Origin of the sequence: Flammeovirga sp. SubArs3 (assembly GCF_947387565.1) — a bacterium.
Classification (GTDB): Bacteria; Bacteroidota; Bacteroidia; order Cytophagales; family Flammeovirgaceae; genus Flammeovirga; species Flammeovirga agarivorans.
Window position 1 is genome coordinate 918,698 of sequence record NZ_CANDOA010000002.1, and the last position, 16,166, is coordinate 934,863.

A 16,166-nucleotide genomic window follows, 5' to 3' on the forward strand; every position below is an offset into this window, starting at 1 on the left:
TTTTTGATATGAAAACTACAAACGTACTTCACTTACTATTACTGATTATATCGACAAGTTTGTCACTTAACGCTCAAACAAAGCATAAAGCTGACAGTCTAATTGCAGTCTTAAATGAAAAGGAATCGACTCTTTCAAAAGATTCGTTAGCGATCTATTATAACCGTATTGGTTATCATTTAAATAGTTTAGAGTCTATTCCCTATCTAGAAAAATCTATTCAACTTGCAGAAGAGTTAGAAGACTATGATCAAAAAAGTGTAGCGATTGAAAACCTAAGTAATATTCATAGAATACTAGGAAACAATTTGAGGGCTATAGAATTACTAAATGAAGCATCACAGATAAATATTAGGCTAGATAATAAGTATTATGAATGCTTGAACTATGCCCAATTGGCAGGGATCTATTATACCACTTATGAATATGAGGAGGCAATAAGGTATTATAAAAAAGCAATCAGAACCTTTCCTGAGAACAAGAAGAAACTTAATTACATATTTACGATCAATAATACGGGAGAATGTTATCGCCTATTAAAGCAATATGATAGTGCAAAGGTCTATTTAAACAGAGCAATAACACTTAATAAAGCAACAAAATCTGAAATTATTGATGGCTTTGCATATGGTAATCTAGGTATGGTACAGTTTGCTTTAGGTGAAAACGATATTGCAAAGACCAATCTGAAAAAAGGGGTAGTTAAACTCAAGAACAATGGAGATGATTTAAATGCAGAAATCTACAATGTAGAATTAATAAAATTGGATGAGAAAGAACATAGAACCGAAGGGTTAGAAACTAGGTACCTAACATCCTATAAAGTATTTAAAGAACTACAAGCGAAAGAACAGGTAAAAGAGCTTTCTAAAGAACTAGTAAGGTATTATAAAAATAAGGGGCAGTATAAAGATGCTTTATTTTTTGAGGAGGAAATGATCTTATACAAAGACTCATTGATTAATCTGGAGAGTTTAAGGAAACTAGAAGATGCAAAACATCAATTTGATTTGGATCGAGTAGCATTTGAGCTAGAATTATTAAAACAGAAAGATGCTTTAAAATCTTATGTTTCCATATGTGCAGCTGTAATTGCAATGATTTTTATTGCACTATCAGTTTATCTCTACTATGAATCCAAGCGAAGAAAAAAAACAAATCTGTTATTACAGCAGCAGAAAGATATTATTATGGAAAGGGAAGAAGAAAAAGCCCTTCTTCTAAAAGAACTGAATCATAGAGTGAAGAATAATCTTCAAATGATTTCTAGCTTATTGAATCTTCAAAGTAATCAATTAGGAGATCATCCTGCAGTAAAAGCGATAGACTCTGGAAGATTTAGAGTAGAGGCAATGTCATTGATCCATCAGAAATTATATCAGACTGATGCACATATAGATATTGATTTAAAAAATTACTTAGAAGATTTAGTCCTAAATCTAACTTTTAGTTTTGATGCTTCTTTACAGCCACAATTTGAAGTGGATGATATTCCATTACATATTGATAAAGCAATTCCATTAGGCTTAATAGTTAATGAATTGGTGACTAATGCAATGAAATATGCTTTTGAAGGAATCGACAATCCTCAGTTAATCATTAGTGTGAAGAAAGAATCTGAGCTATTAATCGTTAAAGTAATGGATAATGGTATCGGGTTGGAAAATAGCGTATCTAATGGAACTTCTTTTGGATTACATCTTGTCGATTCACTGGTAAAGCAATTAAATGGTACTTTAAGTAAAGATTCTTCTAAAGGAACTATAATTACTTTAATCATAAGTGTTTAGATTATGAGTTAATAGTATAAATAATTAAGGTCAAATTCTATGATAGTACTTGACCTTTTTCTTTCTATAAGAAATTGAAATATCATTTATAAAAAAAGACCACTTGCTGGCAACAAGCGGTCTTAATAGTATTACGAGTACGTGATGGATTATTTCAACGTACGTTTTGTTTCTGTGATTTCGAATGCTTCTACAACGTCACCAACTTTGATATCATTGTAGTTTGCGATGCTAAGACCACATTCGTAACCGAATTTCACTTCGTTTACATCGTCTTTGAAACGCTTAAGAGCACCGATTTCTCCGCCTTCAGTACCACCGTAAATAACAACACCTTCACGGATTAAGCGGATTTTAGAGTTACGCTTGATGTAACCATCTGTAACGTAACAACCTGCAACAGTACCCACTTTCGAGATTTTGAATACTTCACGAACCTCAACGTTACCAACAATTTTCTCTTCCGTATCTGGCTCAAGAAGACCCTCCATGGCAGCTTTAACATCATCGATAGCGTTATAGATTACTGAGTAATGACGTACTTCAATACCTTCTTTCTCAGCTAGCTTTCTTGCATTTGGAGTAGGACGAACTTGGAAACCAATGATCATCGTTGGGTTCTCCTTATCGGCAGCAGCTAATAGGATATCTGATTCAGTAAGGGCACCAACACCTTTGTGGATAATTCTTACTTCAACTTCGTCATTCGACAGTTTTAATAATGAATCTGATAATGCTTCCACTGAACCATCCACATCACCTTTGATGATTAAGTTCAATTGTTGTAACTCACCTTGAGCAAGACGCTTGAATAGGTCTAAGTTAGGACGTTGAGAAGCTCTTAAGCTTTGCTCACGCGATAACTGCTCACGCTTGTTAGCAATTTCTCTTGCTTCACGTTCTGTATCAAGTACATTCAGTTTATCACCTGCTTGAGGTGCACCTGAAAGACCTAGTACCTGAACTGGAGTAGAAGGACCAGCTTCTGCTACTCTGTGTCCTCTATGATCAAGCATTGCTTTCACTTTACCATAGTAACCACCAGCTAGCATTACATCACCAACTTTCATTGTACCAGCTTGTACTAATACAGTAGCTAAGTAACCACGACCTTTGTCTAATGATGCTTCAACTACAGTACCAACAGCGTTCTTATTAGGATTAGCTTTTAATTCTAATACTTCAGATTCTAGAAGTACACCTTCTAAAAGCTCATCGATACCCTGACCAAATTTCGCAGAGATTTCGAATGCTTGGTATTTACCACCCCAATCTTCAACAAGGATATTCATTGCTGAAAGTTGAGTTTTAATATTATCTACATTCGCATTTGGCTTATCTACCTTGTTAATCGCAATAACGATAGGTACTTCAGCTGATAATGCGTGGTTGATTGCTTCTTTTGTTTGAGGCATCACGTTATCATCGGCAGCTACAACGATAATTGCAACGTCAGTAACTTTTGCACCACGGGCACGCATCGCTGTAAAGGCTTCGTGACCTGGAGTATCTAAGAATGCAATTTTCTTACCTGTCTTAGTTGTTACATCGTATGCACCGATGTGCTGTGTGATACCACCTGCTTCACCATCAGCTACGTTTGCATCACGGATGTAGTCAAGTAATGACGTTTTACCGTGGTCAACGTGACCCATGATTGTTACAATTGGAGCTCTTTCAAGTAAGTCTTCTGGCTTATCTTCTTTTTCTAAAGGTGCATCTACTTCTTCTTCAGCAGAAGCAAATTTAGGTTCGAAGTTAAATTCAGCACAGATTAACTCAATTGTTTCTTTATCAAGACGTTGGTTGATGGATATAAACATACCACTGTTCATACACGTCATGATGATATCTGCAACAGGAACATCCATCATGTTTGCTAAGTCGTTTGTAGAAACGAACTCAGTAACCGTTAAGATATGTTGTTCAGCTGCTTCTCTTTGTAAACGTGCTTCTTGTTCAGCCTCACGCTTATTTTTCTTCGCTTGTTTGTGCTTACCACGAGTTGATTTAAAACCAGATTGGTTCAACTGTTGGTTCGCTCTCTTCATTCCTGATTGGATATCCTTTTCAGAAGGTTTACCCTTCTTCTTATTGCCTCCTTTCTTATTGCCTCCTTGTCCTCTTTGAGAAGTAGCGTCAGCATTACGGAATGTTTTTTCTTGGTTTCCGCCTTGGTTACCACCTTGGTTTCTGTTACCGCCTTGGCCGCCTTGGTTTCTGTTACCACCTTGACCGCCTTGGTTTCTGTTACCGCCTTGACCACCTTGGTTTCTGTTACCACCTTGACCGCCTTGGTTTCTGTTACCACCTTGGCCACCTTGGTTTCTGTTACCGCCTTGACCACCTTGGTTTCTGTTACCACCTTGGCCACCTTGGTTTCTATTACCGCCTTGGTTTCTATTGCCACCTTGGCCACCGCCTTGTTTAGCTCCAGATTCAGAATTTCCTACAGGAACTCTTTTCTTCTTACGTTGTTTCTTTTGGCCACCTTGGTCATCAGAAGAAGCAACAGGACGTTGTTTTTTCTTACGTCTGTTTTCAAAAGAAGAAAGATCGACTTTACCTACTACAGTAAGTCCTTTTAACTCGTCTGCCTTAGCACTGATAGCAGCGTCTTCCTTTTTAGCATCTGCAGAAGGCTGAGCTTCGTTAGCAGGGGCTTTGCTAGCTACCTTTTCGTCTTGCTTCGGTGCAGCTTTTTCTTTGTTTTCGTTCTTTTTCACTTTTTCAGTAGGTTGCTCAGGTTTTGGCTGAGCTTTTGGCTCTTCTTTCTTTGGAGTAGCTTTAGGCTGTTCTTGTTGAGCCGGTTTATTTGGCGTTTCTTTAGCCTTTGGAGGCGTAGAAACTTTGTTTTCTTGTTTCTTCGGAGCTGGTGCTTCTGGTTTTGGAGCAGGTTTTTCTGCTTTCTTTTCAGGAGCTTTGTTTGCTGGTTTTTGAGATTTAGCCTTTTGAGAATCTAAATCAATTTTTCCAACTACTTTTAAGCTAGGTCTTCCGCTGTACGATTCAGCTTTTTCTTCTTTCTTTTCTTCCTTTTTAGGTGCAGAAGGAGCAGACTCAGCTTTTTCATCAGGATTACTGTTTTTAATGATCAGATGATCCTCTTCCTTATCTGTTGTTTTTGGTCTGTTTGATTTTTTAGACTCAATAACTGTATTCCCTACTTTAGAAGAAATAGAGATTTGTGATGCCTCTTCTTTGTCTTGCATAGACTTGGCATTCATTTTCTTAAGCAAAGCAAATTGCTCTTCTGTGATCTTAGCATTTGGAGATGAAGATTCAATTTCAATGTTCTTCTTCTTCAGCTGCTCGATCAAGGTCGAGTGTCCTACGTTTAATTTTTTGGCCGCTTGGCCTAATCTGATCATCTTTTGATCTGCCATATAATCCTTTTCGTAATACTTTGTTCGTAACCTATTGCTATCACAGCAATTAATCAATAATAAGCTTAAAGCTTGACAAAGTGTTTTATGACGAACTTTACATATCAACACTTCTAGATTGCAAAGATATAAGTTACTTTCTTAAAACTTAAATTTAATTGCAAATCAAATCGACCTTTTTGCACTTATTATAGTTAATATTCCAATTTATAATACAAAAATAGAATTTTCAGCCCTCTTTCTGCTTACAAATTGTTGGAATAACATAATTGAAGGAGGTCATTTTTATTAATAACCTCCTTCAAAAAATATTTTTTATCTAAAAAACGGAGAATTTAGAGATTACTTTTTGATAGCAGCTAATACTTCATCAACTGTTTCTTCTTCTAAATCTGTTTTTTCGATCACTTCTTCTCTTGTTAAAGATGTTACATCGATAACTGTAGCTAAACCAACGTTTTTGAATTCATCGATAATCCACTCTTCAATAACGTTTTTGTATTGGTCAAGGCTTTCTGCGTTTTCTTTTGTATCCGCTTCTTCGTACTCTTCAATGTCATCAGAGTAGTCGATAAGATCTTCTAAATCTTCATCGTCTTGATTGGCATTGTTTTGAGTTCTACCGTTACCACCTTTTTGATCTTCCTCGAACTGTCTCTTCATCACTTCCATAATAGCGATGATAGTTTCTTCTTCAAGTTCAGTTCTACGCTCAAGCTCTGTAACAGTGTGGTCAAGAACGGCACCTGCAGTATCTAAACCAATACGCTTAAATTCATTTAACATCCAGTCATCAAACATATCGTTGAATTCCATTACATCATAGTCCATGTCGTCATCTTGACCTTCCATGATTTCTCTAAATACGTCGATTTCGTAACCAACTAATTTAGAGGCTAACTTGATGTTTTGGCCATTCTTACCAATAGCTAATGAAACTTGATCTTGAGGTAAAGTTACTTCAACACGCTTCTCTTCGTCATTGATTTTAATACCAGCAATATGAGCAGGGCTTAATGCTCTACGGATCATTAAGTCTAAGTTCTCAGTGTAGTTGATAACATCAATGTTTTCGTTTTGTAACTCACGTACGATAGAGTGAATACGAGAACCTCTCATACCTACACATGCACCTACAGGGTCAACTCTTTCGTCGAAAGATTCTACAGATACTTTTGCTCTTTCACCTGGCTCACGTACAATGTTTCTGATTGCGATTAAACCATCAAAAATTTCAGGTACTTCGTTTTCAAATAAAAGACGTAAGAATAAAGGAGAAGTACGAGACAATACAATTTTAGGGTTGTTATTGTTCATTTCTACTCTATCAATTACAGCGCGGATATGATCACCTTTTCTGTAACGGTCTTTAGGAATCATCTCGTTTCTTGGTAGAGATAATTCGTTGTTATCTTGGTCGATGATGATAAACTCTCTGTGTAAAGTTTGGTATACTTCACCCATGATTAATTCACCAACACGCTCTTTATATTGATCGAAAAGAACTTTCTTTTCTAAATCTTTTACTTTTTGAATTAGTGTCTGACGAGCAGTTTGAACCATTCTTCTACCGAAGAAATCAATTTCTACTGCTTCAGCTACTTCCTCGTCAACCTCGAAGTCTTCTTCGATTTTCTTTGCATCAGTTAAATGAATTTGAGTCTGAGCATCAAAGTCCTCAGCATCATCAGCGACAATTTGACGGTATCTCCAGATTTCTAAGTCACCAGCATCAACGTTAATAATTACGTCAAATGTAGCGTCATCGCCATATTGCTTACGAATCATTGTTTTGAATACATCCTCTAGGATTTTGATCATAGTAGGACGGTCAATGCCTTTCATTTTGGCAAATTCCTTAAACGATTCGATTAATTCTGAACTGTTCATATCTGCAAATGTTTTGTTGTTATGTTTTATGTGTAAAAATTAATTGAAAGAAACCTCAATTACCGTTTGTTCGATATCTGAGAAAGGAATTTCCATCTCTTTAATTTCTACTTTCTTTTTTCCTTTTTCTTTGATTTCAGCATCAATAATAATGCTTTCTTCATTGACTACTTTTAGCTTTCCAGTAAACTTAGTATCGTTTTTACGAGTTACTTTTACCTTACGATCAATATTTTTAACGTATTGACGGTGTAATTCAAGTGGTTCACCTACTCCTGCAGAAGTAACTTCAAAAGTATACTCATCTTTGATTAGCTCTCTTTCATCAAGCTCTCTACCTACAGCTCTTGAAACAGAAGTAACTTGTTCGATTGTTACTCCATTGTCTCCATCTAAAATGATGAGCACTTTTAAGCGTCGCATGCCTTTTGCTTCAATTTTCACAATGAAAGTTGATTCATCAGGTAAGTTTTGCTCAGCGATTTCTCTTATTTGTGCAGCTAAATCCATTATTTTTTCTTCAATTATTGAAATCTTTTCAGAAAACAACATCAAGCTTTTCTTAATGTGGAATGAATATCAATTATTTTTATTTGATAGTCAATGATTTAATGGTGATCATTTCCGTTTTTAAGAAAAAATGACAAACAAAAAAGGGAGACGATTTTCGCTCCCTTCTAGATGCTTTCCATGATGTTGTCACAAAGATAGAGATAACATCTAAAAATGCAATAAATTTTTTGTGCTACTTTCTTAGTGTTAACACATAATTAGCCAATGCCTCTAAATCTGAATCACTGATCTGAGTTTTGTTGTATTCTGGCATGTAAACACCTTTACCGTTTCTAACAACATTTTTAATACCGTCGAGATCTAATCCGCTTTCAGATAATTTTGCAGCACCGCTTCTTTGTGCATCACCGTTTGGTCCATGGCAACTTAAACAAGTTTTTCCATATACTTTTTGACCTTGTTTTTCTATTTCTGTTAGACCTTCTGAAGATACTTCTACAGCAGGTGCGTTAGTCATTGCTTTACGTTGCTTAGCTTTGTGCATTTCTGCCATTCCATAAGCCATTGTTAAGCATAATAATGAACCTAACATCATAATCTTGTTGCTCTTCTTTGTCGCAATTACTGCTAATGGAATAGAGGCCACCACTAAGCCGAATTTAATCCATAATGCAGTTGAGATGACAATATCCGAAGCGAATATCATATATAAGCCTGTAGCCAAAAATGAAAATGAAACAATCATTTCTGGTACTTTGATCACTTTACGAAACTTCTCGAATGACCCTTGATTTACAAAAAGTAAAATCGTCTTAATTAAGTAGATAAGGAAAAAAAGACTTACTACAATTCTGTGCGTTAAAATAACGTGTGACATTGCTGAAACTGAGATGTTTATTTGAACTAAAGTTTATTATTTGCGTGTTGATGAATGCTCTTTCATCTACTAATGCGTTGCAATATGCATCATAATTATTAAAACTTGAACATAATTAAATTGTTTTTACATGATGCCTGCTAATTGGGTTCCCACTTCAGAACCAATAGCAACTCCCATTCCTCCCATTCTAACTCCTATACCGATTCGATCTGATAATAATTTAACAATAGGAGCCTTTTGGTCCCCAAATCCCATAATTCCAGACCATCTCATATCTATTGTAAAATCATTTTTAGGTAGAATAACTTCTTTTAATAAAGATTCTAATTGCTGTTGAATATATGGAGTCGTTTGAAGAGATGTTGTAGTTTCTCCTTCATAATCGAGATGTCTGCCTCCACCAAAAAGGACACGATCCCCAACGTTTCTAAAATAATAGTAGCCTCGATCATAATGGAAAGTGCCTTTAAAAGGAAGATTTTGAATAGGTGAGGTTATTAAAACCTGACCTCTTCCTGGGTTGACGTTAAGTTGAGGTAATAGACGGTTGGTAAATCCATTGATACAAATACAAAGTTGTTCTGAATAAAAATCAACTTTTTGTAATTCATGATGTGCCTGTACAATGACTCTGTTTTCTTCATCATAGAAATCAATGACTTCTACCCCCGTTATAATTTCAATGTCTAATTGTCTTGCTTTACTTAAAAGACCTTTCATCATTTTTCCGGTATGGATTTGCCCTTCAAACTGATTAAAAAGTAATTGCTGTACATGGGCATTTGAAAACTTGAATGCTGCGATTTTATCACTCACGTTTAAAAAAACGGGTGCTTTAAAAATCGGTTCTAGTAACTTATTGACTTCTTGTAGTTGGTCTAAGTAATGTAATTGTTCTTTACTGATTAATTCATACCCACCGTATTGATGGTAATCAAATGGAAAGTTGGTCAACCGGTTCTTTAACTTTTCCAGTCCCTTGTACCTTTTCTCTACAGTACTTAAAATAATATCCTCACTATAATGCTGTAGATCGTCAATAATTTCGGTAAGGCTTCCAAAACAGGCAAAACCTGCATTTTTTGTACTTGCCCCAGTCGGGAAAATCCCTTTTTCTAAAATTAGGACTGATTTCGAAGGGTTTTTCTCTTTAAATTCAATAGCAGTGCTTAAGCCTACAATACCACTACCTGCAATAATCAAGTCGTATTGAATAAAGCTGTCTTTCTCCCAGAAGCTAATCATGTGTTTGTTTGGTATAGTAAATGTGTTGTTTAACTTTATTGTGGTTTATCTTTATGGTTGGTAGATAAATCGTTTCTACAAGTTACAAAAGATAGCGTAAACTTTACTGATTCTATGGCAACGAAGATTGTAAAAAAAGGCAAAGGAATAAAGTTACAGGAAGTAGCTGCAAATAAGCTTACTAAAGTGAAAGTAGGTTTAGGTTGGGAAGTACGAAAAGGCGGGCAACTCGACTTGGATGCTTCTGTTTTTATGTTGGGTAAAGATAAAAAACTACCTAGTGATGAATACTTTGTGTTTTATAACAACCTTCAGTCACCCGATGGAATGGTACGCCATAAAGGAGATAACAGAACTGGAGATGGGATTGGAGATGACGAAGAGATTTTACTTAACCTTCCATATATAAGTCCAATGGTACATGAATTACGTTTTGTGGTAAGCATTTATGATGCACAAGTTAGGAGACATAATTTCGGTAACCTTGAAGAAGCTTATATTAGAATGATCGACTTGGAAACAGGAGGAGAGATTCTTCATTATGATTTAGATGCAGAGTTTAGTGATGATACAGAAGTGGAGTTCGCTAAATTGGTAAGAGATGGTGACGGATGGCAGTTTGTACCTACTGAGTTGGGAACAAAAATAGGACTGCAAGGTTATGTAGATCGCTTTATTCCAGAGCTATAGAAACAGAGTGAAATTTTAATTTTATAGTGATTTATAACAAAAAGTTGACTTTTAGTTAAAAAAATATGTTACAATATTGGACTTCTTGTTGGGGGTCTTATAAATTATTTACATCTTCGCAGTCTATTACACCCACTGTCCTAAGACAAATTTTTAGAGGGAATTAACTGCAAATACAGCATATAAGCATGAAAGTCGGAATCATAAAAGAAGGCAAAATACCTGAAGACAAAAGAGTGGCTCTAACGCCTGCACAATGTGAGGAAGTTTTAGAGAAATACCCTGATGTTGAAATTTATGTTCAAAAAAGCCCAATTCGTTGTTACAAAGACGAGGAATATCAGGAAGCAGGTATTGCTGTGGTAGATAATGTAGATGATTGTGATATCCTTTTAGGAATCAAAGAAGTGCCAATTCCAGAATTGGTTGAAAACAAAAAATACTTCTTCTTCTCTCATACTATCAAAAAACAACCATATAACAGAGAATTATTAAGAGCAATCATGTCCAATAATATTGATATTATGGACTATGAAGTACTAACAAGAGAAGATGGATCAAGAGTTATTGCTTTTGGGCGTTTTGCTGGTTTAGTTGGTGCTTACAATGGTTTGTTAGCCTATGGTAAAAGAATGGGAACTTATGATTTAAAGCCCGCTCATCTTTGCCATGACTTAAATGAACTTTGGATCGAATGTAAAAAAGTGAAACTGCCACAAGACTATAAAATTGTTCTTACAGGTAGTGGTCGAGTAGCTAATGGTGCCGTAGAAACATTATTGGCCGCTGGAATTAAAAAGGTAAGCAGAGAAGACTTTATTAATGAATCTTTTGGTCAGCCTGTATTTGTGCAGTTAAGATCAAAAGACTACCATGTGAAGAAGGACAATACTCCTTTCGAAATCAAAGATTTTTATGCTAACCCAGGTGATTTTAACTCTACTTTTGGAGACTTTCTTCCTGTAGCAGACATGTTGGTTGCTGGTGCATTTTGGCACCCTGCTGCTCCAGTCTTGTTCACAAAAGAAGATATGAAGAAGGACGATTTTAAAATTAAAGTGATTGCCGATGTGACATGTGATATTGAAGGTTCTATTCCTTCTACTGTCCGTCCGTCTACAATTGCAGATCCTTTATATGATTTCAATCCTAAAACAGGTAAAGAGGAAGCCGCATTGTCTTCAAAAGATAACATTACTGTAATGGCAGTAGACAATTTGCCAAATGAATTGCCAAGGGATGCTTCTGAATCATTTGGTCGTCAGATGATTGATAATGTATTGGAAGATTTATTTATCGAAGATAAAGGGATTATTGAAAGAGCTACAATCACACATGGTAAGCAACTTACTCCTAAGTTTAGTTACTTACAGGATTATGTTGATGGCAAAGAATAATCAATATTGATATAACAAAAAAGGTTGCTGAAGAAGAGTCCTCAGCAACCTTTTTTTATTGAATAGATTTTACTTTTTGTGGCAGCACAGGTGAGTGCTCGTTCATGGTAATCTCTCCATTTATTGCTTTAGCAATAGCCCTCTGGCTGTATGGATCATTATTGTATACATTGATACGACCCCATATTTGTGGTAGGTATAAGATATTCTTATAAGGATCTCCAACACCAATAGATATTACCTTATTTCGTGGTAACATATTTGATGACCACATACTGAGTGCTTCATCGCCATTAAATAATAGTGAACCCCAAGGTGCATTAGGTTTTGAATGATATATGAATAGAATTTTATCATAAGTGTTGTTCACTTCTTGAAGTTTACCCGCATTTGCAAAATATGATAGACCAACTTTTTCATCTACTTTATATCCTCTTTCCTGAAGTTCATTTTTTAAAGTCTTGAATTTACTTTTGATAGTATTTTGACTTACGTAAACGAATAGTAGAGAAGGAGTTTCATCTGACTTAATTGGTAAGACATCATGTTTATTGGCGATAAGTGTGATGGCTTTATCCGCAATTTTTTGAGCAGTTTGCTTATTCTCCAATAAGGTAGTTTTAGTGATGTTTTTACATACTTGATAGTCTTTCTTAAATAATCCTTGCTGGGTTTTTATTCTCCAAACTCTTTGAACAGCATCATCTAGCCTATCCATGGTAATAATTCCTCTTTCTACTCTTGCGACAATAGTATCCATAGTTACTAAAGAGGGCCATAAAAGGATATCACACCCCGCAACAAAGCAGGCAACTTCAGTCTCTAATTGATTTGGGTAATAATTCGCGATCCCTGCCATATTGAGTGCGTCAGAAACAACGACTCCATTGAATCCCATCTCTTTCTTCAATAATCCTTGCAATAGTTCAGAAGAGAGTGTCGCAGGAAGGTATTCTCCATCTACTTGTTCTTTTTGATATGCTGGAAATGTAATATGGCCTGGCATAATTGCCTGTACACCTTCATTAATTACAGTCTGAAATACTTTACCATGTTCTTGATACCATTCATCCATAGAAAGCTGCATAGAAGAAGTTGCAAAATGTTGATTGATAACATCTGTTCCATCTCCTGGAAAGTGCTTCGCAGTAGCTACAACACCATTACTTTGGAGTCCATTAATTTGATGTGGTAGCACTTTAATGGCTACTTCTGTTTGGTCTCCAGTTGACCTTGAATTAGTTAAAAAATTAGAAGGATTAAGGTTAATATCTGCCACAGGGTTTAGTACCCAATTTATACCTAAACTTCTGGCTTCAGTAGCTAAAACTTTTCCAAATTGATGAGCTAATTCGGGTGACTGAGCTGCACCTAAAGACATTTCGCCAGGAAGGTATGTATATTCTTTAATTACTTCTCCAAGACCCGATTCAAAATCTTCTGAAAGTAACAAAGGGTATTTGCTATTTTCTTGTAGTTCTTTTGCTATAGATTGAAACTTTTCAGGTGAAGTACCAACACTCCAATTGGCAAGAAAGGAAGATCCAATAGGGTATTTGGATAGAAAAGTTTTAATACTTCCATTGCCGTATTTTTCAATGTCTTTTTCTGAATAATTAAAGCAGATCACTTGTCCTACTTTTTCTCTAATCGATAACTCTTTCCAGCTCTCATCTATTGGGAAGCTATATGCTTGGTTAGGAGTGATGTGGGTTGTTTGCTCTTTTTGGGGTAATGAAGAGCAACCTATCAATAGACTACTTGCTATTAAAAGGGTACTTTTAAAATAATTCATTCTCTTTACTTCTTAATTTGGTTGCTTGCTATGACCGATAATGTTCTCGGAGCAATTTATTAAATTCTTTAGTTATTAAATCTTAAATACATAAAAAGCATCACTCTTCTTAATACTCAAGAAAAGTGATGCTCTGATGGATAGGTGACTAAATCAATTTATAGAATTCCTTTATTAGAATTTTTAGGGAATTTGACTGTAGAAGTAACTTTTAAGTCTACTTCTTGATCACCAACATATAATTTGAAATCACCTTTTTCAGTAACATATTCCATATCCTGACCAATAAAAGCGAGATCTTTTCCAGATACTTTAAAAGTGATATCTTTTGTTTCTCCTGCTTTCAAATCAATCTTATCGAAACGTCTTAAACGAACTACATCTGGAGTGACTGATGCATATAAATCTTTAGAGAACAACTGAACTACTTCTTGTCCATCTCTTTTACCTGAGTTCTTCACTTTTACTGAAACCGTAAATGATTCATCACCAACTATCTCAGATTTAGATACTTTTAGGTTACTATAATCAAAGTCAGTATAACTTAAGCCGTAACCAAAAGGATATTGTATACTCGTAGAGCCAACGTAGTCATACATACCTTCCATTTTTTCTGAAGATTCAGAAGGCTTATGATCGTATGTAGTTAAAGCGTTAGGGTATTTAGGATAAGTGTAGGGAAGCTTACCAGATGGGTTTACTTCACCTACAAGAATATCAGCTAAAGCATCTCCACCAAAGTTACCAGGAAGGTAAGTATGGATTACACCTTTTGCTAAAGGTTCGATATTACTAATTAAGCGAGGGCGACCTTCATTCAATACCATAATGATAGGTTTTCCTGTTTTAGCTAATGCTTCTGTTAATGCTTCTTGGTTCTTAGAAATATATAAATCATCTAAGTTACCTGGAGCTTCAGTATATGTGTTTTCTCCTATACAAAGCACAATATAATCAACACCTTTTGCGGCATTTACTGCTTCTTGAATATTGATGTTTTGCTCTTCAAAGTATTGTCCATCGTTTACATATTCTAGGCCGGCAGCATATTTTACATTCGACTTTCCTAGCTTATTCTGAATTGACTTTAAGATCGTATTATACTTGTCTGTAAACTCATGAACTTTTTCACCTTGCCAAGAATATGACCAACCTCCATTTAACGTTCTCATCGAGTTGGCATTTGGTCCTGTTACCAGCACTTTTGCATTTTTAGGTAATGGAAGAATATTCTTGTTGTTTTTTAATAAAGTAATCGATTCAGAAGCAGCTTTGTAGGCAGCATCTTCATGTTTTTTACTACCAAAATCAGGGTAGTCTTTAATATCAGTATAAGGCTTGTCAAAAAGGTTTAAGGCTAATTTAACTTGAACGATACGCGTTACAGCATCGTCAATTCTCTCCATACTTACTTCTCCTTCATTTACCAATTCGATTAGGTTAGTAGTGAAGTTGTAATTGTAGGGAACCATTGCCATGTCGATACCTGCATTGATAGCAAGTTTTACTGCTTCTTTATGAGTGGCCGATACTTTGTCTCTATTGTGTATATTTTCGATATCAGCCCAGTCTGTTACTACGAGGCCTTTAAAACCAAGTTCTTCTTTTAATAAAGTTGTAAGAATTTTGTAGTTGGCATGGACAGGAATACCATTAATGATTCCTGAATTGATCATGATAGTATGAGAACCTGCATCGATCGCCGCTTTGTATGAAGGTAAGTAATGCTCTCTTAATTCGATTTCAGGTAAGTAGGTTGGCGTTCTGTCTTTCCCTGATTTTTCAGCACCATAGGCCACAAAGTGTTTGATACATGAGGCTACAGCATTTTTATTGGTTAAGTCGTTGTTTTTACCTTCATAGCCATCTACCGCAGCAGCACCCATTACTGAAGTGAGATATACATCCTCTCCATATGTTTCCCAAATTCTTGGCCATGCAGGGTTTCTGCCCATATCCAATACAGGTGAGAAAGTCCAAGGTATCGAACTTGCTCGAGTTTCATAAGCACAAATCTCAGAACCAATACGATTTAGTTCGGGATTCCAAGTGGCAGCCATACCGATTTGTTGAGGAAAAAATGTTGCTCCAGCCGTATAGGTAGTACCATGAATAGCATCAACACCATACAATAATGGAACACCAATTTCTGACATACTTTCTTTTTGAAGCATGGTAATTACTTCGTTCCACTTTTCTGGTGTTCTTGCTCTGTTGTTGGCTGTGTTTAATACTGAACCTACCTTATACTTTGCGATAGCCTCTTTTACTAATTTAGCATCCAACGATAATGGCTCATCACTTTCAAAAGCATTTTTACCTTTAGTGATCACATCTAATGTGATTTGAGTCATTTGTCCTACTTTTTCTTCCAATGTTAGTTTTTGGACAATTTGTCGGGCTTTTTCCTCGTTGCTCAAGTTACTTGAGGCAATTTTTTCGATGTTGTTGAAATCATTGGCAGTTGTTGGAGAGCAAGAATAAATACTTGCTGCCAATGCAATCATTGCTAATCCTCTGACTGTGTTCTTAATCATCTTTATTTAGTTTTAAATGAAATGTGTAAGTATCGAGAAGAGA

At 35.7% G+C, this 16,166-nt stretch carries 9 protein-coding genes and 1 pseudogene; 3 read left to right on the top strand and 7 right to left on the bottom strand.

What is annotated here, in order from left to right; genetic code table 11:
• Positions 1–8: 8 nt before the first annotated feature.
• Positions 9–1,790 (top strand): histidine kinase dimerization/phosphoacceptor domain -containing protein, encoded by a 1,782-nt coding sequence (locus QL232_RS08345; protein ID WP_281613765.1) that lies wholly within the window; start codon positions 9–11, stop codon positions 1,788–1,790.
• Between the two features lie 149 nt (positions 1,791–1,939).
• Here QL232_RS08345 and infB read toward each other — a convergent pair whose 3' ends face one another.
• The 5 genes and pseudogenes from infB to QL232_RS08370 all read right to left on the bottom strand — a co-directional run bounded on the left by infB (position 1,940) and on the right by QL232_RS08370 (position 9,704).
• Positions 1,940–5,176 (bottom strand): translation initiation factor IF-2, encoded by a 3,237-nt coding sequence (infB, locus tag QL232_RS08350; protein ID WP_281613766.1) that lies wholly within the window; start codon positions 5,174–5,176, stop codon positions 1,940–1,942.
• Between the two features lie 645 nt (positions 5,177–5,821).
• Positions 5,822–7,066 (bottom strand): annotated as a pseudogene (gene nusA, locus QL232_RS08355) (transcription termination factor NusA); the annotation flags it as partial.
• A 39-nt stretch (positions 7,067–7,105) separates the two neighbouring features.
• Positions 7,106–7,576, bottom strand: coding sequence for a ribosome maturation factor RimP (locus tag QL232_RS08360; protein WP_168881043.1), 471 nt, complete (start codon positions 7,574–7,576; stop codon positions 7,106–7,108).
• A gap of 235 nt (positions 7,577–7,811) precedes the next feature.
• Complete coding sequence (locus QL232_RS08365) at positions 7,812–8,456, bottom strand: cytochrome c (protein ID WP_281613767.1); 645 nt, start codon at positions 8,454–8,456, stop codon at positions 7,812–7,814.
• A gap of 126 nt (positions 8,457–8,582) precedes the next feature.
• Positions 8,583–9,704 (bottom strand): FAD-dependent oxidoreductase, encoded by a 1,122-nt coding sequence (locus QL232_RS08370; protein WP_281613768.1) that lies wholly within the window; start codon positions 9,702–9,704, stop codon positions 8,583–8,585.
• A gap of 114 nt (positions 9,705–9,818) precedes the next feature.
• Between QL232_RS08370 and QL232_RS08375 the strand changes: the two genes are divergently transcribed.
• Together QL232_RS08375 and QL232_RS08380 are read left to right on the top strand one after the other, a co-directional pair.
• Positions 9,819–10,394 (top strand): TerD family protein, encoded by a 576-nt coding sequence (locus tag QL232_RS08375; protein ID WP_281613769.1) that lies wholly within the window; start codon positions 9,819–9,821, stop codon positions 10,392–10,394.
• A 188-nt stretch (positions 10,395–10,582) separates the two neighbouring features.
• Positions 10,583–11,791, top strand: a complete 1,209-nt coding sequence (locus QL232_RS08380) for an NAD(P)-dependent oxidoreductase (protein WP_281613770.1) — start codon at positions 10,583–10,585, stop codon at positions 11,789–11,791.
• Positions 11,792–11,846: 55 nt separating this feature from the next.
• Here the strand turns inward: QL232_RS08380 and QL232_RS08385 are convergent, their stop codons facing one another.
• Complete coding sequence (locus QL232_RS08385) at positions 11,847–13,586, bottom strand: glycoside hydrolase family 3 protein (protein WP_281613771.1); 1,740 nt, start codon at positions 13,584–13,586, stop codon at positions 11,847–11,849.
• 158 nt (positions 13,587–13,744) lie between these two features.
• Positions 13,745–16,123: a glycoside hydrolase family 3 N-terminal domain-containing protein gene (locus tag QL232_RS08390; protein WP_281613772.1), complete on the bottom strand. Its 2,379-nt coding sequence runs from the start codon at positions 16,121–16,123 to the stop codon at positions 13,745–13,747.
• Positions 16,124–16,166 lie beyond the last annotated feature (43 nt).

Excerpts from the sequence above, each read along its gene's own strand:
- QL232_RS08345 (WP_281613765.1), top strand. The coding sequence starts at position 9 with ATGAAAACTACAAACGTACTTCACTTACTATTACTGATTATATCGACA.
- infB (WP_281613766.1), bottom strand. The coding sequence starts at position 5,176 with ATGGCAGATCAAAAGATGATCAGATTAGGCCAAGCGGCCAAAAAATTA.
- QL232_RS08360 (WP_168881043.1), bottom strand. The coding sequence starts at position 7,576 with ATGGATTTAGCTGCACAAATAAGAGAAATCGCTGAGCAAAACTTACCT.
- QL232_RS08365 (WP_281613767.1), bottom strand. The coding sequence starts at position 8,456 with ATGTCACACGTTATTTTAACGCACAGAATTGTAGTAAGTCTTTTTTTC.
- QL232_RS08370 (WP_281613768.1), bottom strand. The coding sequence starts at position 9,704 with ATGATTAGCTTCTGGGAGAAAGACAGCTTTATTCAATACGACTTGATT.
- QL232_RS08375 (WP_281613769.1), top strand. The coding sequence starts at position 9,819 with ATGGCAACGAAGATTGTAAAAAAAGGCAAAGGAATAAAGTTACAGGAA.
- QL232_RS08380 (WP_281613770.1), top strand. The coding sequence starts at position 10,583 with ATGAAAGTCGGAATCATAAAAGAAGGCAAAATACCTGAAGACAAAAGA.
- QL232_RS08385 (WP_281613771.1), bottom strand. The coding sequence starts at position 13,586 with ATGAATTATTTTAAAAGTACCCTTTTAATAGCAAGTAGTCTATTGATA.
- QL232_RS08390 (WP_281613772.1), bottom strand. The coding sequence starts at position 16,123 with ATGATTAAGAACACAGTCAGAGGATTAGCAATGATTGCATTGGCAGCA.